The following is a 21,744-nucleotide window of genomic DNA, read 5'->3' on the forward strand; positions in this document are numbered from 1 at the left end:
AGGGGCTCTTTAAGCGTTAAAGGTTCGTTTCAGCGCTTCCTCGATGGAGGAAACGGTCTCGTCGATCAGCGCGTCAGTGTGCGCGATGGAGAGGAATCCCGCCTCGTATTGACTTGGCGCGAGGTACACGCCGAGGTCGAGGCAGTGATGGAAGAATGTGTTGAACTTTGGGATATCGCAGCGGGTGACGTCGGCGTGAGTTTTGACGTCTTGGGGCGTGAAGAAAAGTCCGAACATCGAGCCCACTCGGTGCTGAGAGAGGGGGTAGTCGTTCTTCTCAATGATTGCGGCCACGCCGTCTTCGAGGCGTTGGCCTGTGCGCTCTAGGGCCTGGTAGACCTCGGGCGTCAGGAGCTCAAGCGTCTTGAGGCCGGCGCTCACGGCCACTGGATTTCCAGAGAGGGTTCCCGCCTGGTAGATGGGGCCATCTGGCGCCACCTGGCGCATATACTCTTCTTTCCCGCCATAAGCGGCGAGCGGGAATCCACCGCCGAGGACCTTGCCGAAGCAGTAGAGGTCCGGGATGACGCCGTAGATTTCCGCCGCGCCACCTCGTGCGACTCTGAAGCCTGTCATGACTTCGTCCAAAATCAAGGCCGCGCCATGTTTGGTGCAGGTTTCCCGGAGTTGGGTCAAGAAGCCATCGCGAGGCGGAATGCAGCCCGTGTTGCCGCAAATCGGCTCGATGATTACGGCTGCAATCTCGTTCGGGTTTGCTTCAAAGAGTGCCTCGACGGTCTCGATTTGATTGAACTGAGCGATGAGCGTGTCTTTGGCGCATCCTGCCGTGACGCCCGGACTATTCGGGTTGCCGAATGTCAGCGCACCCGACCCAGCACGGATGAGGAATGAGTCGGCGTGTCCGTGATAACATCCGTCAAATTTGATGATCTTGTCTCGTCCGGTTACGCCACGCGCCACGCGGACCGCGGACATGCAGGCTTCTGTGCCGCTGTTGACGAGGCGCAGCATTTCGAGTCCCGGGACACGATCGATGGTGAGCTCCGCGAGCTCGATTTCGCGTTCTGTCGGCGCTCCGAACGAGGTGCCATCCCGCATGGTCTTGATGCACGCCTCGATCACTTCGGGGTGAGCGTGGCCGAGAATCGCCGGTCCCCATGTGAGTACGAAGTCAATATAGGTCTTTTCTTCAACGTCGGTGATGTGCGCGCCATTCGCACGCAAAATGAAGGGCGGAGTGCCTCCGACCGACCTAAACGCTCGAACGGGGCTGTTGACGCCACCAGGCATCACTTTTCGGGCTCTCTCTAAAAGTTCCAGACTCGATTTCATAAGGCTACTCCGCGAATGTCATTGTGAGTCTTAGGAGATTTGGTATGACTCGACAAGACTGGTACGCCCGAGAGTGGGCGTCCACGAAGAGGTAAGAATGAAAGTACGTGTTGGACTTGTACAGTTGCGGAGCGATCGCGATGTGGAGAGAAACCTCGCCACATGCAGGAAGTTGGCCGCGGATGCGGCATCGGACGGTGCCGGTTGGATTCTCTTTCCCGAGAACGCACCGTTTTTAGGCGCCGACAAAGATAAGGTGCCCATCGCTGAGTCGCTGGACGGCCCATTGGTGGGCGAGTTTGCCTCAATCGCGAAGAAACACGGGGTTTGGGTGAGTGTGGCAGGCCTTCCGGAGAAATGCGACGCGGACCCAAACAAGACGTACAACACTCAGGTTTTGATCGACCCGCAAGGTGTCACTCAGGCCGTATACCGTAAGATTCACCTCTTCGATGCGCAGGTCGATGACCACATCAAGTACAAGGAATCGGACTCAGTGGCTCCGGGCGATGAGCTCGTGACGCACGTCATGGATATCAACGGCGTCAAGCTCAAGGTCGGGCTTAGCATCTGTTACGATTTGCGATTTCCTGAGCTCTATCGCCGTCTTCGCGCCGAGGGGGTGGACGTGGTGACGGTGCCTTCTGCGTTTACGTTGCAGACTGGGCGCGACCACTGGCATCCGCTCTTGCGCGCCCGTGCCATCGAAAATCAGGTCTACGTCTTGGCGCCGGACCAATACGGGCTGCATTTCGGGACGCGTTCTTCCTACGGTCATACGTGCGTGTACGATCCGTGGGGCCATATGCAGGCGTGTGCCCCGGACCGCGAATGTGTGGTGACGGCAGACGTGGATCTGGGGTATCTGGCGAGCGTGAGGCAGCGGATGCCTGTTGAATCCCATCGGAGACTCTAGGAGTCCAATGGCGGAGAGAGTTTATGCAAGGAATCCTTGAAATCGTCGATTTGGTGCTCCCGCTGGCTTACGCAAGCCTCGTGGCGGTGTACCTCAAGACGTTTTTGAACGAGGAGGCCGAGCCGCGCTTTGCAAGAGCACTTCTCTGGGGCGTCCTGCTGGTTCACGGGATCTACTTCGTGGCTCGTGGCGCGCATTTTTCCTACTTTCCACTGGGTTCAAAGGCCGAGTTCTTTTCCTGGCTCGCCTATTCAATCTCAGCCGTCTATGCGGCGTTGGAGCGGCAGCTCAAACAAGTTCGGACCGGTGTATTCTTTGTGAGCATCGCGCTCGCGTTTCAGACCGCCGCGTCGGTCTTTATGGAGTACGACCCCAAACACCCGCTCTTGCTCGAAAACCCGATGTACGGCGTACACGTGATCTTCGTGATCTTCGGGGTAACAGCACTGGCCGTTGGTACGCTCTACGCCACGATGTACCTGCTCCTGAACCGCCAGCTCAAAGCCCGGGAATTGGGACTCTTCTTCAAACGTTTGCCGCCGTTGAACACGCTAGACCGCCTCTCTCGCGTGGGGAGTTTGGCGGGTACGGTGGTTCTCGGCTTTGGGCTCGTTGTGGGATATCTGGTGGCGTTGAGCCTGCCGGAAGACTTCAATTTTTGGGACCCAAAGCTCTTGATCACTGATGCTGTTTGGCTCGGTTATGTGGTCGGTGTGCTCCTTGTTCGTTATCGCGGTTTGCCCTCCATTCGTGTGGCCCAACTTACGATCGCGTGGTTCGCTGTATTCCTCGTTTCGGTCGGCATCGGCCATTCATTTTTAGCATGACGAAGACGCCTGAAATTAGTCTCTTTTCGTTTAGTCATCGCAACACCTCGTTGGAGCTGCGCGATGCACTGGCGTTTTCGCGGGAAGAGACAGAGAGTTTCATCCCCAAGGTCCGGGACGAATTGCGCTCCGAAGTCGCAGTGCTTTCGACCTGCAATCGAACGGAGTTCTATCTCTTTGGCGCCCCAGAAGACTTGGACTGGCAGGGGTTCTCGGACTTTGTGACGCAGACCAAAGCAGTCCTTGGTGGTGAGGCCGTGTGCCCGATTCATTATCGCGGGCAAGAGGCTGCGAGGCACTTGTTCAGGGTGGCAGCTTCTATCGAGTCGCTCGCGCTCGGAGAGGACCAAATACTCTCTCAGGTCAAGGACACCCATCGGCAATTGCTTGAGATCGCCGGAAAGTCTCCCATTTTGGACCGGCTCTATCAGTACGCGATTCGCGCCGGAAAAAGGGTCAGGACCGAGACTTCCCTTTGTGATGGTGCGGTATCCATAAGTTCGGCAGCGGTAGAATTGACCAAACGCATTTTTGGTGACTTCAAAGAGGCCGAGGTTTTGTTGGTCGGAGCCGGTGAGACGGCAGAAGGGGCCGCAGAGCATTTCAAGGCAGCTGGTGCCTCGCGATTTGCGGTTGCGAACCGTGGTGAACCGCGTGGGCAGGCTCTGGCTAAGAGATTTGGAGGCGCCTATAAGCCGTTGAGTGACCTCGAGAGCGCGCTGAAGACGGCGGATATCGCGCTCTTTGCGACGGGTTCAACTAGTGTGCTCCTAGACCCGGCGATGATTAAGCGCGTCATGAAAGCTCGCTCGTACAAGTCTTTGACGCTTTTGGACATTAGCAATCCTCGGAACGTGGATTCAAAAGTCTCCGATGAATCCGGCGTGTTCCTCTTCAATATCGATGACTTGGAGCAGGTTGTTCGAGAAAACTTGCGAGAAAGACAGAAAGAGATACCGCGCGCCGAAGCCATCATTGAGGAAGTACTGCGCGAGTGGGAAGCGTGGATGCACACCATGCAGGTCATGCCTACGATTGGCGAGATGGCTCGTTTCTTTGAGTCTCTGAGGGTCCAAGAGTTGGAAAAACATCAGGGCCGTACGAGCGACGAAAATTACGCCGCAATGGATGCGTTTTCAAAAGCACTCGTGAAGAAGCTCATGCACAACCCGATTTCGTACCTGCGTGGCGGAGTCGAAAAGCAGACGCTTCGGCCAGAGGATATTGCGGTCTTGCGAGACGCGTTTGGTCTAGGGAAGGATGAATGATGAAAGTACGACTTGGTTCTAGAAAGTCGCCGCTGGCGCTCTGGCAGACTCGGTGGGTTGCTGGCCTGCTCGAAGAGGCACATCCGGGTCTTGAGATCGAAGTGGTCACGATGGATACGATCGGCGATAAGATTCGCGATGTGCCACTGCCCAAAATTGGGGCGAAGGGGCTCTTTACACAAGAGCTTGAACAAGCGCTGGTGGCTGACGAAGTCGATATGGCGATTCATAGCCTAAAAGACCTTCCGACGAGTCTTCCGGAGGGGCTGAAATTTCAGGGTGCACCACGGCGCGCGAGCCCAGCTGATGCCTTTATCTCCACGAAGTGGAAGTCCATAGAAGAAGTCCCCGAAGGCGCGGTCATTGGCACGGGCAGCATGCGTAGACAGGCGCAGATTGCGTACGCGAAGCCAGGCGTGCGATTTGAGGATTTGCGCGGGAATATCGATACGCGACTTCGAAAACTTCATGAGAACGGGTGGGACGGAATCATTATGGCTGCTGCCGCGCTGCACCGCTTGGAGGCACAAGAACACGTGGCTGAAGAAATGGATGTGGCGCGTTTCGTGCCGGCAGTTTCTCAGGGAGCGGTTGGTATCGAAGTTCGAGAAGGGCGTCCGGAAGTCGATGCTTTGATCGAGGCTATTGTGTGCCCTGAGACCATGGAGGCCGTACTGGCCGAACGCCACTTCTTGAGGGCATTGGAGGGAGGTTGCTCGGTACCTCTAGGTGCACACGCTCATAAGGCAGGCGGCGCGTGGCATTACCATGCGTGGGTGGGGCTTCCGGACGGCTCTGAAGTCATTGAAGGGCATTATTCGGGGCCGAACGCCGCCGAATTGGCGCATGAGGCTGTGGCGGATTTTGAGGGGCGCGGGGCACACGAGCTTTTGGAGCGGGTGTGATTCGAATCGTCTACGCGGGTAGTAGTCCTCCGGATTCGCCGGACGGGGTGCAGTGTTTGCACCTGCCTGCGTTGCGGACGAAGGCGTTGAGATTTGAGATTCCAGCAGATGGTAATGTGGCTGTCTTCTTTAGCCGTAACGCCGTGAAGGCGGCCGTCGCAAACCGTGATTTTGGGACACGCGAATGGAAGGAAGTTTGGGCCGTGGGCGATAGGACGGCAGAAGAACTAAGGCGGTGCGGCGTCGAGAGCGTGAGGGTTGCTGATGGTAATTTTGCGTCCTTTTTGGAATTGCAGAATCTAGGAGACGGCGAGGGCGTGGTCGTTTTTGGCCTCAAAGATTCGCCGCGCAGTGTGAAATCGGCGCTCCCTAAGAGCCAAGAGATAGACGTCTACGAGAGCCAGGCCATCAGCGATGATAGCTACAGACAAAAGGCCGAAGACTTTGACCCTGATTGGGTGATCGTCGGTAGCCCTAGAGCCTGGGAGTCCGTACGAACTTGGAAACCTGCGAGATGTCGAGTGGCTGTTCTAGGTGATAGCACGGCGTCAGAATTGGATGAGGTCGATCATATTGCGGCAGTGCCGTCGGTGTATGAGCTAATGGTGGAACTTCGAGATAGAAAGGATGAGATATGAAGAGTCGTGAGAGGTTTTTGAAGGCTTGTGATTGTGAGCCCTTGGACCGTCCCCCTGTTTGGGTGATGCGCCAGGCCGGGCGCCACTTACCCGAGTACCTCGCCCTGAAAGAAAAATACACGTTTCACCAAATGGTCCAGACGCCCGAATTGGCGTTTGAAGTCACCATGCAGCCCATCCGGCGATACCGCATGGATGCGGCCATCGTGTTCAGCGATATTTTGGTGATTCCCGAGGCCATGGGCCAGCCTTACGAGTTCCGAGATAAAGGCGGGATTCAGATGGGATACCGTTTGGATACGGCTGAGGACATTGCGAAACTGAGTTCAGATGGGATTGAGGAGAAGCTCGACTACGTGGCTCAGACTTTGAAGTTGATGAGGGCGGAGCTCGGCGATGACCACGCGCTGATAGGATTTGGTGGGTCACCGTGGACCCTCGCGACCTATATGGTCGAGGGTGGCTCATCCAAGGACTACCATCGTGCAAAGCGTCTCTTCTTCAATGATAGAGAGCTCTTCGACACGTTAATGGAAAAGATTAGCGACGCGTTGATTCGGTATTTCCGGATTCAGATCGCTCAAGGCGTGGATGCTGTTCAGGTCTTTGATTCTTGGGGTGGCGTGCTTGGTCCCGAGATCTTCTGGGAGGCCTCTGGCAAGTGGATCGCAAAGATTGTGAACGCGCTGAAGGACGAGGTCCGCGTGATCGTTTTCTCAAAGGGTTCACATGCCAATGTTGAAGCCTTGGTCCGCACGGGTGCACATCTGCAGGGGTGTGACTGGACGAAGAATTTGGCGGATTTCCGGCGAGAACTCCCGGCGAATATGGGTGTCCAGGGGAATCTCGACCCAGTGATTTTGGAGACGAAGCCCGAAATTGTACGTGCGGAAGCACTGCGAATTTTGGAACAAATGCGTGGGCTGAATGGCCATGTGTTCAACCTCGGGCACGGTATCGCTCCCGCGGCAAAGATCGAGAATATGGAGACGTTGATCCAAACGGTTCAGGAATTCAGGTGAAGAGATGACTCAGGCAATCGTACTCGGAGCGGGGATATCGGGACTGAGCGTGGCTTTGGAGCTTCAGGCTCAGGGCGTTGACGTCAAGGTCCTGGAAGCGTCTCAGCGGCCCGGAGGGGCGATAGGGAGCATTCGTCATGAAGGCTTTTTAGCCGAGCTTGGTCCTCATACTGTGGCCGGCTCCAACGCCGCTGTGGAGACGTTTCTGCATCGTACCGGCCTTTCCGAGCGACGCTTGGTGGCGAACGCTGAGTCAAAACGGCGGTTTGCGGTCCGAGATGGCCGAGTCTTCGCGTTGCCTGGGAACCCGATGGACTTGCTCAAGACTGAGTATTTGAGCGGTGCTGCAAAGCTTGCGCTCCTGCGTGAGCCCCTGGCAGGGCCCGCTCGAGACGATGTCGACGAATCGGTGACGATGTTCGTAAAGAGGCGACTGGGTGAGGAGATCCTCGAGTACGGGATCGACCTGATGATCAATGGAATCTGGGCAGGAGACCCGAATCGATTGTCCATGAGACATGCGTTTCGAAAGGTCTGGGGCCTTGAAAGTGATTATGGGTCGCTGATCAAGGGCGGAATCAAGAAGGCGAAAGCCGCCAAAGAGGATCCAGGGCCAAAGTTCTCAAAGGAGCTATTCTCGTTTCCTGAAGGAAACCAAGAGCTGGCGTTGAAAGCCGCAGCGATGCTGGACGTGGAATACGATGCGAATGTGGTGGCACTCGAGTCTGGAAAGAAGTGGAGTGTGAAGTTCACGCAGGGCGGGAAGAAGCGGTCCTTGAAAGCGGATCTTGTGGTTTCAGCTCTTCCGGGCTGGGTACTGGCGGATCTGCCGATCGATAAGATGAGCACGGGGTTTTTGCACGCGTTGAACTACCCATCGCTCGCCGTAGAGACGTTTGCTTTCAAGCGTGAAGACGTGGACCATCCGATCGATGGCTTTGGGATGTTGGTTCCTAAAGTTGAGAATCGCCGAATTCTAGGGGCGCTTTTTACTTCATCGCTTTTCTCAGGGCGCGCGCCCGATGGCTACGTCACCATGGCGGTTTTCAGTGGGGGTCTAAGAGACCCTCAGATGTCTCAAATGCCTCGCGACGCTCGCCGAAAGATTGTTTTGGCTGAACTCGCGGACGTGCTCGGTGTTCACGGCTCTCCCGTGTGGGAGTACGAGTCGTATTGGGAAGAAGCCATTCCTCAGTACGAAGTTGGGCATGGACGCATCGTGGTTGAGATCGAGGCGTTAGAGCGTAGGCATCCTGGGTTCTTTGTGAGCGGCAATTTCCGGGATGCTGTCAGTGTCCCAGATTTGATCGCGAGTGGGACCGAACTCGGTCAAAGAGCCGCACAATATTTAGATTAGAAGCATCCTTGAGATGGGATTAGCTGGAGTGAAGCGATGAAGGCAGATGGTGTACTACTTGTAAATTTGGGTTCTCCGGATTCGACCGATGTGCCCGACGTGCGCCGTTATTTGCGCGAATTTCTTTCGGACGATCGTGTTCTGGACGCGCCAAAACTGATTCAGCAAGCAGTCTTGAACCTCACGATCCTTCCGTTTCGGCCGAAGAAGACGGCGGAGGCCTACTCTACAATCTGGACTGACGAAGGCTCGCCGCTGATTATCTCGACCGAAGAGATCGCCCAAAAGCTGCGGGAAAGGCTAGATATCCCTGTTGAGATCGGGATGCGATATGGAAACCCGTCGTCTGAACAGGGTGTGATGAAGCTTTTGGCAAAGGGCGTGAGGAGGATTTTCTTGATCCCCTTGTACCCTCATTACGCCATGTCGTCCTATGAGACAGCTGTGGTTAAGGTGCAGGAAGTCGTCGCCAAAGTGGCGCCTGACGTGGACCTAGTGGTCCAGCCGCCGTTCTTCAATGACCCGCGCTACGTGGACGCGTTGGTCAAGCACACACAACCGTTCTTGGAGGAGGACTACGACCTCCTACTCTTTAGCTACCACGGCATTCCGGAGCGTCATTTGCGAAAGAGCGACCCATCGCACGCATATTGTCTGGCGGATCCTAGGTGCTGCGAGAAGACGCATCCGGCCCACGCCACGTGTTATCGCGCTCAAGTCTTTGCGACGTCAAGGCTTTTTGCCGAGCGCGCTGGGATTCCTCGTGAGAAATGGCACCTGACGTTTCAGTCCCGGCTCGGGCGCGATCCGTGGCTCAAGCCTTATACCGATATGGAACTCGAAGCGTTTCCGAGCCGCGGGTTCAAACGCATTGTCGTGATGTGTCCGGCGTTTATCTCGGATTGTTTGGAGACGCTCGAGGAGATCGCGGAAGAAGGCAAAGAGTGCTTCATTGAGGCTGGCGGTCTGGATTTTCGATACGCGCCGTGCCTAAACGACTCCGACGCTTTTATCGATGTGCTTGAGGGCTTTGTGGGTGATTTCCGCGAAGGAGTTCTAGAGTCCGCCTGAACTAGGATTTTAATGGGGCTTGACAAGTTCCGAGGGAATGCCTACTTTCCCCGCGCTTGACCGACCTAAAGGTTGTGTCGAGTACGAGCGGAGCGTCCACCCGACACCGCGCGTTAAAGTTTCGCGACCTTTTTGCGAAGTGGGTTTTTTAACCCGCTTTTTTTATTGCCTAAATTGAACACGTTTCATGGCTAAACGAAGAAAAAAACCACAAGATCGTCCTCGCGAGGAACGCCGTCCTGTCGTGCCGCTTGAGCAAAGCGTGATCGAGGAATTGGATGGGTGGTGTGAAGAAGCAGCCGCCGCTCAAGAATTGGTCTGGTTTGATACCGAGGTCAATTCGGGCTGGGTAATTCGCGTGTACGTAGATCGTCCGGGTGCTACAGGAGAGCCGGGCACAGGTGTGACGATCGATGAGTGCGTCAAGGTGAGCCGGTACCTCGAAGGTATTTTGGACGCCGACCCACGCGTTCCCGACCACTACCGGTTGGAAGTCTCGTCTCCTGGCGTTGAGAGAGCAATCGGCTCGCTCCGGCAGGCGGGCCTGGTAATCGGGCGAACGATTAAAGTTGTTACGCGGGAGCCAATCGAAGGGCAAAACGTCTTCGAAGGCACGCTAGAAGCCGTTGAAGGCGAAAAACTAAAGATTCAAGGCGAAGATACTCACGAGATTTCGTGGTCCGACGTCGCAAAAGCTAGACTGACATTTGATTTTGCAGGAGCCAAGTAATGGAAAGCCTCATACAAGAAGTAGATCGTATTGCGAAAGATAAAGGTATCGATCGCAATATCCTCGTTGACACGCTGGAAGCGGCGATTTTGACAGCTGCGCGCCGCACGTTTGGCCAGCAACGAGAGATCGAGGCGAAGTTCAACGAGGACACCGGTACGGTGGAACTCTTCCAAATCATCTCTGTGGTGAACGACGTCGAGAACGAGTTTCGCGAAGTCGAACTCGACGACATTCGCGCCGCTGGCTTCAAGGCTGAAGTGGGTGACGAACTTCTCTTCCCTATCTATTATTTGCCACAAGACCGCGAGCGCGCGAAGAAGGCGGATGAGAAGTACGGAAAGTTGCTTGGGATCAACACCTACAATGCGACCTTTGGTCGCATCGCCGCTCAAACCGCAAAGCAAGTCATTATTCAAAGAATGCGTGAAGCCGAGCGTGACATCATCTTCAACGAGTTCAAATCTCGTGTTGGAGAGATGGTCACGGGCATGGTTCGACGTTTCGAAAAGGGCGACATCATTATAGACCTCGGTCGAACCGATGCTATCCTTCCTCGTCGCGAGCAGATGCCGAAAGAGACCTACCGCCCTGGCGACCGCGTTCAAGCGATGATCAAAGAAATCCGTCGCTCAAGCCGTGACCCACAGGTGGTCCTCACGCGCGCCGATCCTCAGCTTCTCTTCCGTCTCTTTGAAGCGGAAGTTCCAGAAATTTATGAGCAAATCGTGCGCATCGTGGCCGTGGCTCGTGAGCCGGGTGTGCGAAGCAAAGTAGCTGTTTACAGCCGTGACTCGGACGTCGATCCCGTGGGTGCCTGTGTGGGTATGCGCGGATCGCGCGTGCAAGCTGTGGTGCAAGAGCTCCGTGGGGAGAAGATCGACATTGTACCTTACGTCGAGGATACAGCCCGCTTTGTGTGTAACGCGATTAGCCCTGCTGAAGTTTCAAAGGTGCTCATCGACGAGACGAATATGACGATGGAGCTCATCGTTCCTGATGACCAGCTGAGCCTTGCGATCGGCCGTGGTGGTCAAAACGTGCGTCTTGCCGCACAGCTGACGGGTTGGAATCTCGATATCATCAGTGAGACACGTCTGCGAAACATGATGGCGGACGCGCGCAACAACTTGCTCGAGTTTGATGGTGTCACCGAAGACATGATCGATACGCTCTTCTCGCTTGGCTACAACAAGCTTGAGCACATCGCGATGGCTGAGATTGCTGAGCTCGCTCAGATTCCCGGCTACACGGCAGATGCTGCTGAGAAGATCATCAAAGCTTCGGAAGAGATTCTTGCTCGTCCGACTCGCAAAGATGGCACCGAACTCACTCCGGAAGAGCGTGAGCGTAAGGTGCTTGAGCAAGTACGTGGTGTCGGTGAGAAGGTTGCGGAAGCCCTCTATAACAAGGGTTACAAGACCATCGAGCACATCGCGTTTGCTGAAGATACAGTGAAAATGGCTGAAGAAGCTGAGCTTCCAACGAAGAAAGGAAAGCAGATTCAAAAGGCTGCCGTCGAGCACCTTCTGAAGGCTCTGCGTGTCGATGCTGAAGGGCTTGAAGCCTACAAAGTGAAGTTCTTTGAGAAGTTGGAGAAAGCGGCGATTGCTGCCGCCGAAGCTGCTGCCGCAGCAGCTGCTGAAGCCGATAATGAAGACGCTGGCGACGAGAGCGCTAGTGGTGAAGAGGAGTGAGACTACGTGAAGACAGACCCAGAACAACCCATGCGCAAATGCGTAGGTGGTGGGGGCGAATGGCCCAGAGAGGCGCTAGAGCGCTTTATATGGGACGAGCGCGTCGGATTGATTTTCGATGCGCGACGTAAGGCCCCGGGTCGAGGTGCGTGGCTAAAGCCCGACTCCAAGACGCTTAAGAAGGCTTGCGAGTCGGGATTCTCTCGAGCATTTAAAACAAAAGTGCAAGCGTCGCCTGGCGAGATTGCCTCCGTGATGCGAGAGGGGATCGAGACGCGATTGCGAGAACATCTCTTGGCTGCGATCCGATCGAAGCAGGCATGGACAGGAGGTCCAGCTGTGGAGGAAGGGATGAAGCGCGACGATGTGCAATTGTTGTTGGTGGCAAAGAACGCTGGGGAGTCGACGCATAAGAAGTTTGTGTCGAATGCTGAGCGCAAAGAAATCCCATATGTGATCGCCATGGAGGCGGAATCATTGGGGCGACTCATGGGCCGTGACCGAGTCGCAGTCCTGGGTTTAACCGGGGATTTGGCCCGGAAGATAGAAGTGGATGTGGCGCATCTAGAAACGCTGAATGCGTTTGAGGGTTGAAGCCCAAAGAGATGCGCTGTATGGAGTCTCCGCCGTGAGATTCCAGGTGAGGAATCAAGTTAAGCTGTGACCACAAGGTGGTCGCAGAATGGAGTACAGATGTCGAAACAGCGCCGCGTATATGAGTTAGCCCGAGACCTCGGGTTGAACAAACAGGAGTTGGTGACGCGGATCAATGAGATGGGTCTCGGAATCCCGAACGTCAACCAGATGAGTTGGTTGAGCGAAAGTGACGTCGCTAAGATTAAGAAGGCCGTTGCTGGTGGAGCCGAAGAAGAGCCGGAAGTTGCGGCGCCCTCGAAGAAGAAGTCCTCCAAGAAGAAGGCGGAGCCGGTAGAAGTTGCCGCTGCGCCTGACGCTGAAGATGAGCCTTCGCCCGTTGTTCCAGTTCGCAGACGCAAAAAGGTCGAGGAGACCGAGGCGGACGATATTTTCGCTCCGATGGCTCGTCGTGTCGTGACCGAGGAGCCGAAGGCTGAAGAACCGAAGGTCGAAGAGCCGAAGGTTGAAGAACCCGTGGTTGCTGAAGCGCCAGAAACGGCAGTCGAAGAAGCTCCTGAACCGAAGGCCGAAGAGCCAACGGTCGAAGAGCCTGTGGTTGCTGAAACCCCTGAAGAACCAAAGGTCGAAGAAGCTCCGAAGGTCGAGGACGCCGCTCCGGCTGCCCCTTCAGAGCCCAAGGTTGAGAAGACTCCTGAGGTGGCCGCGCCACGCGCACGCAGGGCGGAAAAGCCCGAAGGCGAAGGCGCAAAGATCATTCAGAAGGGTCCCGAGAAGCCACGTCAGGGTGCGCAAATTTTGGGGACGATTTCTCAGACCGTGCTGATCGAGCGACTTCAAGCGGAAGGGAAGGATTTCTCACCAGGGCCAAAACGTGCCACAGGTAAGCAAGACAATACCGGCAGGTCCAAGCGTGTGGTCGAGGGACGAGACCTCTACGACGCAAAGTCACGGCGCCAGACCAAAGGTCGCCAAAAGGGCGGGAAAGACAATAAGAAGTCTTCAACGCCACAACCGGTTGCTGCACCGCAGGCTGAGCACAAAAAGGTCATCCGTATTGAGGATGCCATCACAGTGGGCGACCTCGCGCACCAAATGGGCGTCAAGGCTGGTCAGGTTGCCATGAAGCTGCTCGAGGGCGGCATGATGGCCAACGTGAACACCGTGCTCGACTTTGATACGTCGGCGTTGATGGCCGAGGAGTTTGGCTACACCGTTGAGAACGTTGCGTTCGATATCACGCAGTTCTACGACACCACGCCGGACCCTGAAGAAACCCTTCAATCACGTCCTCCTGTTGTCACCGTCATGGGTCACGTTGACCACGGTAAGACCTCGTTGCTCGATGCTATCCGTAGTTCGACAGTGGCGTCCGGCGAGGCAGGTGGTATTACCCAGCATATCGGTGCTTATCAGGTACAGGCTGGGAAGAACCTCATTACGTTCCTCGATACACCGGGCCACGAGGCCTTCACTGCGCTCCGCGCTCGTGGAGCTCAGGCAACCGATATCGTGATTCTCGTGGTTGCGGCGGATGACGGTGTGATGCCTCAGACCGTTGAAGCCATCAATCACGCGAAGGACGCTGGGGTTCCAGTGGTCGTCGCGATCAATAAGATCGACAAAGAAGGCGCGAACCCAGACCGCATTCGTCAAGCTCTCTCAGAGTATGACTTGCTGCCTGAGGAGTGGGGCGGAAAGACGCTTTACGTCGAGGTCAGTGCGAAGCAAATGTTGAATATCGACGGTCTCGTCGACACCATCATGCTCCAAACCGAGCTTGAGGAGTTGCGTGCAAATCCAGACCGAGATGCGCAAGGTGTGGTTATCGAAGCCGAACTGGACGTGGGACGTGGTCCTGTCGCGACCTTGCTCGTGCAGCGCGGAACCCTTAAGCCTGGTGATATCGTGGTCAGCGGCCAGTACTACGGCCGTGTTAGAACCATGAACGATGAACGTCGTCGCTCCGTGAAGACCGCCATTCCGAGTCAGCCTGTGGAAATCACGGGTATCGGTGGTGTGCCTGAAGCAGGCGAGCCGTTCTTCGTCGTGACTGACGAGAAGGATGCTCGTCGAATCACACAATTCGTCATCGAAAGGCGTAAGAAGGAAGAAATGGCATCGAGGGCGAAGGAGTCCTCGGCAACCAGCCTTGACGATCTTTCTGCGATGATTCGCGAAGGCGAACTCAAAGAGCTCAAAGTCATCATCAAAGGTGATGTGCAGGGCTCCGTTGAGGCCCTCAAAGAGTCGTTCTCGAAGATCGGCAACGAAGAGGTTGCGGTCAAAGTTATTCACAACGCGGTTGGTGGAATCACCGAGAACGATGTGAACCTTGCGGCATCCTCGTCCGAATCGAGCCTCGTGATTGGCTTCAATGTACGCGCCGATCCACGCGCTCAAGAGATGGCAGAGAAGTACGGCGTGAGAATTCTCACGTTCAGTATCATCTACGACGCCATCGACCGTATCCGCGGGATTCTCGAAGGTATGCTCGCTCCAATCGTGGAAGAGCATGTCATCGGCAAGGTGGACGTTCGTGAGGTCTTCTCTTCACCGAAAGCCGGTACTATCGCGGGCTCTTACGTCCTCGACGGTATTGTTCGCAGGAATGCCAAGGCTCGTTTGAAGCGTGGTGAGAAGGTTGTTGTCGATACAACGATCAGCTCTCTTCGCCGCTTCAAGGACGACGTCAAGGAAGTCCGTGCTGGCTTTGAATGCGGTCTTTCTCTCCATAACTTCAACGATATTCGTGTAGGTGACATCGTTGAAGCCTATGAATTGAAGGAAGTTGCTGCGAAGCTCTGAGGTCTTGTGAAGAGTAAACGCTCCTATAGCCGCGCGACGCGCGTAGCCCAGAATATCCTGGAAGTCGCAGCGAGTCTCCTGATGTCGGAAGTCAAGGATCCTCGAATTGAGCATGTACAGCTCAATGAGGTAAAACTGACTCCCGACCTCAGGATTGCTAAGGTCTATTACATCTTGATCGACTCCGATAAGTTCGATGAAGAGGCCCAAACAGGACTTGAGAGCTGCGCTGGCTTTGTTCGCCGTCAGTTAGGTGACCGTCTTGATTTGAGACATATCCCTGAGATTCACTTCATTTGGGATGAATCGGTTCATGAGGGACGCCGGATCGAAAAACTCTTGAGTGAAATCAAGTATTCGGATGAGGAAGAGAAATGAGGGAAATCCTGGAGCTCATCGCCGAGAACGAGCGCTTCCTGGTTGTGTCCCACATTTTCCCCGACGGTGACGCCATTGGGTCCACGCTTGCCTTGGGAAAGATTCTGAAGAGGCTCGGTAAAGACGTCGTCTTCTACAATCGCGATGCGATCCCGTATAATTTTGAGTTCATGCTGGGCGCGGATAGTTGGACACGAGAGCTAGAAGGCGAGACCGAGTTTGACGTTGTCTTCATGCTGGATTGTGGCGAGAAAGACCGAATTGGAGAGGTTCCAGACTTCGTTTGGAATGCCAAAGTTGGGGTCATCGACCATCATAAGACCTTCGATCCGGATTTTGCGGACGTCTATTATCGAGATGTGAACGCGGCCGCGACGGGTGAGTTGATTTTTAGAATCGGTGAGGATTTGGGCGTGCTCGACTTGGAGATCGCTCGTTGCCTTTACTGCACTCTCTCTACGGATACCGGGAGCTTCAGGTACTCCAACACGACTCAAACAACCTTCAATATTGCCGGAAGTTTGGTGGCGCTTGGTGTTGATCCCTGGGAGATGACCAGCGAAATTTATGAGAACCAGCCTAGAAAACGCCTTGAGCTTTTGGCCAAGGTTCTCTCGACGCTTGAGTTTTCAACGTGTGGTCGCCTGGCTTTTCTTCAAATCGAAGAGCTTCCGGCACCCGGGGAAGAATCGTTGACCGACGGATTTATCAATTACGCACGTAGCGTGCGCGGGGTTGAAGTTGCGACCCAGATGACTTGGGACCCTGAGGCAAGCCATTGGCGGATATCTTTCCGGTCTCGTGGCAAAGTGGATGTGAGTGAACTCGCCGCGGGATTCGGCGGTGGAGGGCACCACAACGCGGCAGGTTGCCGTATCGCCGGAAGCGCTGAGGATGTGCGTGCGGAGCTGACATCGGCATTAGAATCGATGTTAGACGTTCAATGAACGGGCTTTTACTCATCAATAAACCAGAGGGGTTGACGAGCTTCGACGTAGTTCGACGTGTCAAACGAGCAGCATCTACGAAGAAAGTTGGGCACGCTGGCACTTTGGACCCGGACGCAACCGGGCTTTTGGTGGTCGCGGTAGGGCAGGGCACACGGCTTTTGAGATACTTGGAGGGTTCTACTAAGGTCTATGAGTTTGACGTGTTGTTTGGTGCTCAGACCACCACCGACGACCATACGGGCGAGGTTGTAGCGACGAGTGACGTGAGACCCACGTCTGCGGCGGTTGAGCAAGCGCTGGAGAAGTTTGTGGGGACCATCGTGCAGGTTCCTCCGAAGTACTCGGCAGTACATGTAGACGGGCAGCGTGCTTACGATCTCGCGAGGAAGGACGTGGACTTTGAGCTCAAGGGGCGAGAAGTAGAGATTTCTTCGTTTGAGTTTTTGGGGCTTTCTGGCGAACGAGCGAGTTTTCGGGTGCATTGTGGCTCAGGTACTTACGTACGCTCGCTAGCCCGAGACCTCGCTCTTGAGCTCGGAACCTTGGGGCATACGGCACGCATTCATCGCACCCACGTCCAAGGTTACGAGTTGTCTGAAGCCTCTAGTCTTGGGGAGATTGAGACGGACGCGGGCAGCTGCATCCTGCCGATGGTCGAGATCCTGAGGGATTTCGAGACGAGGCAATTGGACGATGCTGAGGTGGTGGAGATTGGGCATGGTCGAAGCATTGAGTCGAATGGGTGTAGAGATGGAGAGCGGGTGGCCCTGGTGCGTGCCGACGGGGGCTTGATGGGCGTCGGGAGAGTGGAAGACGGGCGGGTGTTTCCTGAGCGGGTTGTTGCTGGTACGTAGATTCTCGGGATTTCTTAAATCTAATTTTAGGGCGGGCCGTTTCAGAAGTGTTGTGCAATAGATTTGGTTTCACGAAACTAACGTTCGCAGGAGTTCCCTTGAGATTATCTAGTATTCTAGTGCTTGTCGTTTTGATGGTTGGATGTGCTTCGAGCGGGCAATCCGAAATGAGTGGTGCGCCACCTGCCGCTGGGGTGAACCTCTATGGTGGTGGGCACACCGAAACCATGGAAGTGGACACTATCGCGTCATCTGATCGCGGATCCACACGGAGTACGTCCCCAAAGAGTCAGGGGCAGCCCTACGAACAGAAGTTGGTCAAGAACGGGACGGTCACTGTCGAGTTGGATGAAGATAACTTTGGGCGAGAGATTGCCCGGATGAAGGTAGCTGCTGAGTCACTTGGTGGCTACGTGGCGAGCGAATCGAGTCAGAGTGTGACTTTGCGGGTGCCGGCCGGACGTTTAGAAGAGCTCTTGGCTGCTGCGAACCAAGCCGGCGAGGTGACTGAGCAGAACATCCGGGTTCAGGATGTGACCGCGAACTACGTGGACCTCAAGATCCGCATCGATAACCTACAACGCCTCAGGAAGCGCCTCCAGGAGCTCGTAGAAGCGGGTTCGACGGTCCAAGAGATATTGGAGGTGGAGAAGGAACTCGCCCGCGTGACGCGCGAATTAGAGCAGCTTGAAGGCCAGATGCGTGTCCTCGAGAATCAAGTCTCGTACGCGACCCTTACCGTCTATTTCCAGAACGATATCTCGCCAGGACCGATCGGTTGGGTGTTCTACGGCGCCTATAGCGCCGTGAAATGGCTTTTTGTGTGGGACTAAGCGTCGTGGAGTTCTTCGAGGTAGCGCTCGGCGTCGATGGCGCCCATGCAGCCTGAGCCAGCTGCCGTGATGGCTTGACGATAGACGTGATCTTGGACGTCACCCACCGCGAACACGCCCGGGATCTCAGTCTTGGACGAGTCAGGGAGTGTGATGAGGTAGCCGTTCTCGTCCATCGGAAGCTTTCCGTTGAAGATATGCGTGTTCGGGATGTGACCAATCGCAACGAATACTCCGGAGACCGGCAGCTCGCTTGTCTCATTGGTCTTGCTGTTTCGTAGCTTCAGTTTCTCTACGCCGGCCATCTTTTCGCCGACCACTTCTTCGACTTCCGTGTCCCAGAGCACGTGGATCTTCTCGTTTTTGAGCGCTCGGTCCTGCATGATTTTGGACGCACGGAACTCATCACGGCGATGAATGATCGTGACTTTAGTGGCGAACTTTGTGAGGAAGATCGCCTCTTCAAGTGCCGAGTCACCTCCACCAATCACCGCGATTTCCTTTCCTCTGAAGAAGAAGCCATCGCAGGTGGCGCATGTGCTGACGCCATAGCCCATGAGTGCCGACTCGGATTCCAGACCCAGGAGTCTTGCGCGGGCCCCAGCGGCGATGATGAGGGTATGTGTCTTGAACTTGGTTCCGTCGTCGAGCGTGACCGCAAAGGGTCTCACGGAGAAGTCGATGTCTGAGATCAGCACTTGATGAATCTCGGTGCCGAACCGCTCCGCTTGTTGGCGTGTTCGTTCGATGAACTCTGGTCCCATGATTCCGTCTGGAAACCCTGGATAGTTCTCAACATCGGTCGTGATGGTGAGCTGTCCGCCAGGTTGCGGGCCTTCGAAAACGACGGGCTCAAGGTTTGCGCGCGCCGTGTAGATGGCGGCCGTGAGGCCGGCAGGCCCGCTTCCCATGATGGTGACTTCGTAAACTTCTTTCTTTAGTTCTGGCATTTGAAATCCTTTTGCTGTGAGTATCAATCAGCAGTCGGTTCTTGGATGTCGGGTTGAATTTGGGGTTTCGAATCTGTGAATTTCCATGAGGCGAGTATCTTGTCCGTTTCGGCCAAGAGCAAGGTATGGTGCGTTTCAGGGCCCCATCCTACGATCTGAAATCCCCACGTATCTCGGGTCAAATAGGTCGCCACATAGCGCACTTTGGAGCCCTCACTAAGGCCGCTGGCAAAGACCGAATGACCGGTGGACTCAGCGATTTTTAGGGGGGCCTGTTTGTCGATCTTGAAGTCTTGGATCTGCTCTTCGAGCACGCTGAGACTTGCGCGCTTAAGGGCGAGGGCATCCGGCGGTGGGGTTCCCGGGATATCCGGAAGTGTTTGAGGGATCACGATAAAGAAGAGCACGTTTTGATAGTTGGCCGCGATATCCGCGTGGGAATTGAGCGCCGATGCATCGACCAGCTCCCACGGGCCTTCTAGCGCGAGTTCGTAGGGCGCCTTTTCGCTTTTGAAAACGATTGGGGCGTCGGACTCTTTCCCCTGATTTTCGTTTGATTTGCAGGCCGCCAAGAGGGCGAACAAGATCAAAAAAAGTCGCATGGAATATACCGCCGAAGTGTTCGGCAGGACTATTCCACGCGACTGATTCAGACGCAACTCTCGATCTGAGTTCTAGCCGTTGAAGTAGAGCTTGTACTCAAGAGGAGTAGGGTGGATGCGAGTCGGAACGATTTCGTTGTCAAACTTATAGTCGATCCAACCTTCGATGACGTCTTCGGTGAACACATCGCCTTTGAGCAAGAATTCGTGGTCATCAGCGAGTGCCTGAAGCGCTTCTTCAAGGCTCGCCGGGACACTAGGAATCTGTGCGAGCTCCTCTGGGGGCAAGTTGTAGATGTCCTTGTCCATAGGCGCACCTGGGTCGAGTCCACGTTCGACACCGTCTAATCCAGCCATCAAGATGGCCGCGAACGCGAGATATCCATTGCAGCTCGGGTCTGGCGTACGGAACTCAATGCGGCGGGCGTTGGCGTTACCGACGGCAATCGGGATACGCACGGCTGCAGAACGGTTACGGCTGGAATAGGCGAGCTTGACAGGGGCTTCGAAGCCAGGGACGAGGCGCTTGTACGAGTTCGTGGTTGGGTTCGAAATGGCCACGATGGCAGGGGCGTGCTCGACGATACCCGCGATGAAGCTAAGCGCAGTTTGGCTCATGCCGGCATACTTGTCGCCCGCGAAGAGATTCTGGCCGTCCTTCCAAAGTGAACAGTGAACGTGCATTCCGCTGCCGTTGTCGCCGGGCATAGGCTTTGGCATGAAGGTGGCTGCCTTGTTGTTTCGGTGTGCCACGTTTCGTACGATGTACTTAAACCACTGAAGTTTATCGGCCATCGTGACCAGGGTGTCGAAACGAATTCCAATTTCGCATTGTCCGCCACTTGCGACCTCGTGGTGGTGTACGTCGACTTCAATGCCGCACTCTTCAAGGGTGACGGCCATTTCGGCGCGCAGATCATTGTGCCGGTCAAGCGGTGGCACGGGGAAGTACCCGCCCTTGAGCTGCGGTTTGTAGCCGAGGTTAGGTCGCTCATCACGGCCGCTGTTCCATGCGCCTTCCACGGAATCTACTGCGTAGAACGAGGCATGTGGTTTGACGTCGAATCGAATGTCATCAAACACGAAGAACTCAGCCTCTGGCCCGAAATACGCGGTGTCCGCAATTCCCGTGGACTTGAGATAGGCTTCGGCCTTGCGGGCCACATTCCTTGGGTCTCTGGAGTAAGGTTGCTTGGTGATCGGGTCGGAGATATCGCAAATGAACGATACGGTCGGAAGTGTGGGGAACGGGTCAAATCGAACCGTTGTTGGGTCTGGTGTGAGGGACATGTCCGAGGCTTGGATTGGCTGCCAGCCGCGCAAAGAACTACCGTCAAAGCCCAGTCCTTCCTCGAAGAGGCCTTCGTCAAGGCGGTGTGCGGGGATGGAGGTGTGTTGCCAGGTGCCGAGGAAGTCCATGAACTTCAGGTCGACCATTCGAGCGTTATGCTCTTTTGCGAATTTGATGGCGTCTTTGATTGCTGCTTTGCGTGACATGTTTTTCCTTTTTGGGTTGTCAGGTTATCTGCAGGGTTGGGTTATGAAAGGGCTTCTGGGCCGGATTCACCGGTTCGAATTCTGATGGCCTCGTCCACGGGAAGAACAAAGATCTTTCCGTCTCCGACGTGACCTGTGCGAGCGCCTTCGAGGATTGCCTCGATGGCCTCATGAACCTGGTCATCACTGACCACGATTTCAATTTTGAGTTTGGGGACGAAGTCGATGACGTATTCGGCTCCCGGATAAACAGGGGCCTTTCCGCCACCTCTACCGAAGCCTTTAACTTCGGAGACGGTCATTCCTCGGATTCCAATTTCCTCGAGTTGATCTTTCACATCGTCGAGTTTGAAAGGTTTGATGATGGCTTCGATCTTTTTCAAACATTTACCTCATTTCGAACACAAAGGGTGTATAACGCATCGTGTCATGCTTCGCAAACGCATTTCGATAACTCCCTATGAATAAAGGGATGACGCAGTGTGCGTTGGCTCTGTCGGCTTGGGGCGAACGTCGCGTGTACAGGAGATCCCCAAGCGATAAGAATGATACGG

The 21,744-nt window shown here is 55.2% G+C and carries 21 protein-coding genes; 16 read left to right on the forward strand and 5 right to left on the reverse strand.

Features of this window, described 5'->3' with window-relative positions:
• Positions 1 to 9: 9 nt before the first annotated feature.
• Complete coding sequence (gene hemL / locus FRD01_RS00805) at positions 10 to 1,293, reverse strand: glutamate-1-semialdehyde 2,1-aminomutase (protein ID WP_146956735.1); 1,284 nt, start codon at positions 1,291 to 1,293, stop codon at positions 10 to 12.
• Between the two features lie 97 nt (positions 1,294 to 1,390).
• Between hemL and FRD01_RS00810 the strand changes: the two genes are divergently transcribed.
• From FRD01_RS00810 to FRD01_RS00885, 16 genes are all read left to right on the forward strand, one after another.
• The gene (locus tag FRD01_RS00810; RefSeq protein ID WP_146956737.1) at positions 1,391 to 2,209 is read left to right on the forward strand and encodes a carbon-nitrogen hydrolase family protein; all 819 of its coding nucleotides are present in this window, start codon (positions 1,391 to 1,393) and stop codon (positions 2,207 to 2,209) included.
• 23 nt (positions 2,210 to 2,232) lie between these two features.
• Entirely contained in the window at positions 2,233 to 3,036 is an 804-nt protein-coding gene (gene ccsA, locus FRD01_RS00815) for a cytochrome c biogenesis protein CcsA (RefSeq protein WP_146956739.1), read from the forward strand.
• Positions 3,033 to 4,304 (forward strand): glutamyl-tRNA reductase, encoded by a 1,272-nt coding sequence (gene hemA, locus FRD01_RS00820; RefSeq protein ID WP_146956740.1) that lies wholly within the window; start codon positions 3,033 to 3,035, stop codon positions 4,302 to 4,304. The genes ccsA and hemA overlap by 4 nt, the downstream gene beginning before the upstream one ends.
• On the forward strand, positions 4,301 to 5,209 hold the full coding sequence (gene hemC, locus FRD01_RS00825; RefSeq protein WP_146956742.1) for a hydroxymethylbilane synthase: 909 nt from the start codon (positions 4,301 to 4,303) through the stop codon (positions 5,207 to 5,209). The genes hemA and hemC overlap by 4 nt, the downstream gene beginning before the upstream one ends.
• Positions 5,206 to 5,847: a uroporphyrinogen-III synthase gene (locus tag FRD01_RS00830; RefSeq protein WP_146956744.1), complete on the forward strand. Its 642-nt coding sequence runs from the start codon at positions 5,206 to 5,208 to the stop codon at positions 5,845 to 5,847. Before hemC ends, FRD01_RS00830 begins: the two co-directional genes overlap by 4 nt.
• The gene (gene hemE, locus FRD01_RS00835) at positions 5,844 to 6,869 is read left to right on the forward strand and encodes a uroporphyrinogen decarboxylase (protein WP_146956746.1); all 1,026 of its coding nucleotides are present in this window, start codon (positions 5,844 to 5,846) and stop codon (positions 6,867 to 6,869) included. Before FRD01_RS00830 ends, hemE begins: the two co-directional genes overlap by 4 nt.
• Positions 6,870 to 6,873: 4 nt before the next feature.
• Positions 6,874 to 8,226: a protoporphyrinogen oxidase gene (hemG, locus tag FRD01_RS00840; protein ID WP_146956748.1), complete on the forward strand. Its 1,353-nt coding sequence runs from the start codon at positions 6,874 to 6,876 to the stop codon at positions 8,224 to 8,226.
• A gap of 36 nt (positions 8,227 to 8,262) precedes the next feature.
• Positions 8,263 to 9,297, forward strand: a complete 1,035-nt coding sequence (gene hemH, locus FRD01_RS00845) for a ferrochelatase (protein ID WP_146956750.1) — start codon at positions 8,263 to 8,265, stop codon at positions 9,295 to 9,297.
• A 187-nt stretch (positions 9,298 to 9,484) separates the two neighbouring features.
• The gene (gene rimP / locus FRD01_RS00850) at positions 9,485 to 10,027 is read left to right on the forward strand and encodes a ribosome maturation factor RimP (RefSeq protein WP_146956752.1); all 543 of its coding nucleotides are present in this window, start codon (positions 9,485 to 9,487) and stop codon (positions 10,025 to 10,027) included.
• A complete protein-coding gene (gene nusA / locus FRD01_RS00855; RefSeq protein ID WP_146956754.1) occupies positions 10,027 to 11,724 on the forward strand; it encodes a transcription termination factor NusA in 1,698 nt (565 codons plus the stop codon). The genes rimP and nusA overlap by 1 nt, the downstream gene beginning before the upstream one ends.
• Positions 11,725 to 11,730: 6 nt before the next feature.
• Complete coding sequence (locus tag FRD01_RS00860) at positions 11,731 to 12,318, forward strand: DUF448 domain-containing protein (RefSeq protein ID WP_146956755.1); 588 nt, start codon at positions 11,731 to 11,733, stop codon at positions 12,316 to 12,318.
• Between the two features lie 99 nt (positions 12,319 to 12,417).
• Complete coding sequence (gene infB / locus FRD01_RS00865; protein ID WP_146956757.1) at positions 12,418 to 15,126, forward strand: translation initiation factor IF-2; 2,709 nt, start codon at positions 12,418 to 12,420, stop codon at positions 15,124 to 15,126.
• Between the two features lie 6 nt (positions 15,127 to 15,132).
• Positions 15,133 to 15,504: a 30S ribosome-binding factor RbfA gene (rbfA, locus tag FRD01_RS00870; protein WP_146956759.1), complete on the forward strand. Its 372-nt coding sequence runs from the start codon at positions 15,133 to 15,135 to the stop codon at positions 15,502 to 15,504.
• Entirely contained in the window at positions 15,501 to 16,451 is a 951-nt protein-coding gene (locus tag FRD01_RS00875; protein WP_146956761.1) for a DHH family phosphoesterase, read from the forward strand. The genes rbfA and FRD01_RS00875 overlap by 4 nt, the downstream gene beginning before the upstream one ends.
• Positions 16,448 to 17,308, forward strand: coding sequence for a tRNA pseudouridine(55) synthase TruB (gene truB, locus FRD01_RS00880; RefSeq protein ID WP_146956763.1), 861 nt, complete (start codon positions 16,448 to 16,450; stop codon positions 17,306 to 17,308). Before FRD01_RS00875 ends, truB begins: the two co-directional genes overlap by 4 nt.
• Before the next feature lie 98 nt (positions 17,309 to 17,406).
• Positions 17,407 to 18,141 carry a DUF4349 domain-containing protein gene (locus FRD01_RS00885; RefSeq protein ID WP_146956764.1) on the forward strand — a complete coding sequence of 245 codons (735 nt, stop codon included), beginning with the start codon at positions 17,407 to 17,409 and terminating at the stop codon, positions 18,139 to 18,141.
• Here the strand turns inward: FRD01_RS00885 and trxB are convergent.
• The 4 genes from trxB to FRD01_RS00905 all read right to left on the reverse strand — a co-directional run bounded on the left by trxB (position 18,138) and on the right by FRD01_RS00905 (position 21,573).
• Entirely contained in the window at positions 18,138 to 19,091 is a 954-nt protein-coding gene (trxB, locus tag FRD01_RS00890) for a thioredoxin-disulfide reductase (protein WP_146956766.1), read from the reverse strand. The genes FRD01_RS00885 and trxB overlap by 4 nt on opposite strands.
• 23 nt (positions 19,092 to 19,114) lie before the next feature.
• Positions 19,115 to 19,693, reverse strand: a complete 579-nt coding sequence (locus FRD01_RS00895) for a hypothetical protein (protein WP_146956768.1) — start codon at positions 19,691 to 19,693, stop codon at positions 19,115 to 19,117.
• A 72-nt stretch (positions 19,694 to 19,765) separates the two neighbouring features.
• Positions 19,766 to 21,190, reverse strand: a complete 1,425-nt coding sequence (glnA, locus tag FRD01_RS00900; RefSeq protein WP_146956769.1) for a type I glutamate--ammonia ligase — start codon at positions 21,188 to 21,190, stop codon at positions 19,766 to 19,768.
• Between the two features lie 41 nt (positions 21,191 to 21,231).
• Positions 21,232 to 21,573 (reverse strand): P-II family nitrogen regulator, encoded by a 342-nt coding sequence (locus FRD01_RS00905; RefSeq protein WP_146956771.1) that lies wholly within the window; start codon positions 21,571 to 21,573, stop codon positions 21,232 to 21,234.
• Positions 21,574 to 21,744: the final 171 nt, after the last annotated feature.

It is taken from the genome of Microvenator marinus, from assembly GCF_007993755.1.
Classification (GTDB): Bacteria; Myxococcota_A; Bradymonadia; order Bradymonadales; family Bradymonadaceae; genus Allomicrovenator; species Allomicrovenator marinus.

What these genes read in the sequence shown, in the direction of transcription:
- hemL (WP_146956735.1), bottom strand. Translation starts at nt 1,293, where the DNA reads ATGAAATCGAGTCTGGAACTTTTAGAGAGAGCCCGAAAAGTGATGCCT.
- FRD01_RS00810 (WP_146956737.1), top strand. Translation starts at nt 1,391, where the DNA reads ATGAAAGTACGTGTTGGACTTGTACAGTTGCGGAGCGATCGCGATGTG.
- ccsA (WP_146956739.1), top strand. Translation starts at nt 2,233, where the DNA reads ATGCAAGGAATCCTTGAAATCGTCGATTTGGTGCTCCCGCTGGCTTAC.
- hemA (WP_146956740.1), top strand. Translation starts at nt 3,033, where the DNA reads ATGACGAAGACGCCTGAAATTAGTCTCTTTTCGTTTAGTCATCGCAAC.
- hemC (WP_146956742.1), top strand. Translation starts at nt 4,301, where the DNA reads ATGATGAAAGTACGACTTGGTTCTAGAAAGTCGCCGCTGGCGCTCTGG.
- hemE (WP_146956746.1), top strand. Translation starts at nt 5,844, where the DNA reads ATGAAGAGTCGTGAGAGGTTTTTGAAGGCTTGTGATTGTGAGCCCTTG.
- hemG (WP_146956748.1), top strand. Translation starts at nt 6,874, where the DNA reads ATGACTCAGGCAATCGTACTCGGAGCGGGGATATCGGGACTGAGCGTG.
- hemH (WP_146956750.1), top strand. Translation starts at nt 8,263, where the DNA reads ATGAAGGCAGATGGTGTACTACTTGTAAATTTGGGTTCTCCGGATTCG.
- rimP (WP_146956752.1), top strand. Translation starts at nt 9,485, where the DNA reads ATGGCTAAACGAAGAAAAAAACCACAAGATCGTCCTCGCGAGGAACGC.
- nusA (WP_146956754.1), top strand. Translation starts at nt 10,027, where the DNA reads ATGGAAAGCCTCATACAAGAAGTAGATCGTATTGCGAAAGATAAAGGT.
- infB (WP_146956757.1), top strand. Translation starts at nt 12,418, where the DNA reads ATGTCGAAACAGCGCCGCGTATATGAGTTAGCCCGAGACCTCGGGTTG.
- FRD01_RS00875 (WP_146956761.1), top strand. Translation starts at nt 15,501, where the DNA reads ATGAGGGAAATCCTGGAGCTCATCGCCGAGAACGAGCGCTTCCTGGTT.
- truB (WP_146956763.1), top strand. Translation starts at nt 16,448, where the DNA reads ATGAACGGGCTTTTACTCATCAATAAACCAGAGGGGTTGACGAGCTTC.
- trxB (WP_146956766.1), bottom strand. Translation starts at nt 19,091, where the DNA reads ATGCCAGAACTAAAGAAAGAAGTTTACGAAGTCACCATCATGGGAAGC.
- FRD01_RS00895 (WP_146956768.1), bottom strand. Translation starts at nt 19,693, where the DNA reads ATGCGACTTTTTTTGATCTTGTTCGCCCTCTTGGCGGCCTGCAAATCA.
- glnA (WP_146956769.1), bottom strand. Translation starts at nt 21,190, where the DNA reads ATGTCACGCAAAGCAGCAATCAAAGACGCCATCAAATTCGCAAAAGAG.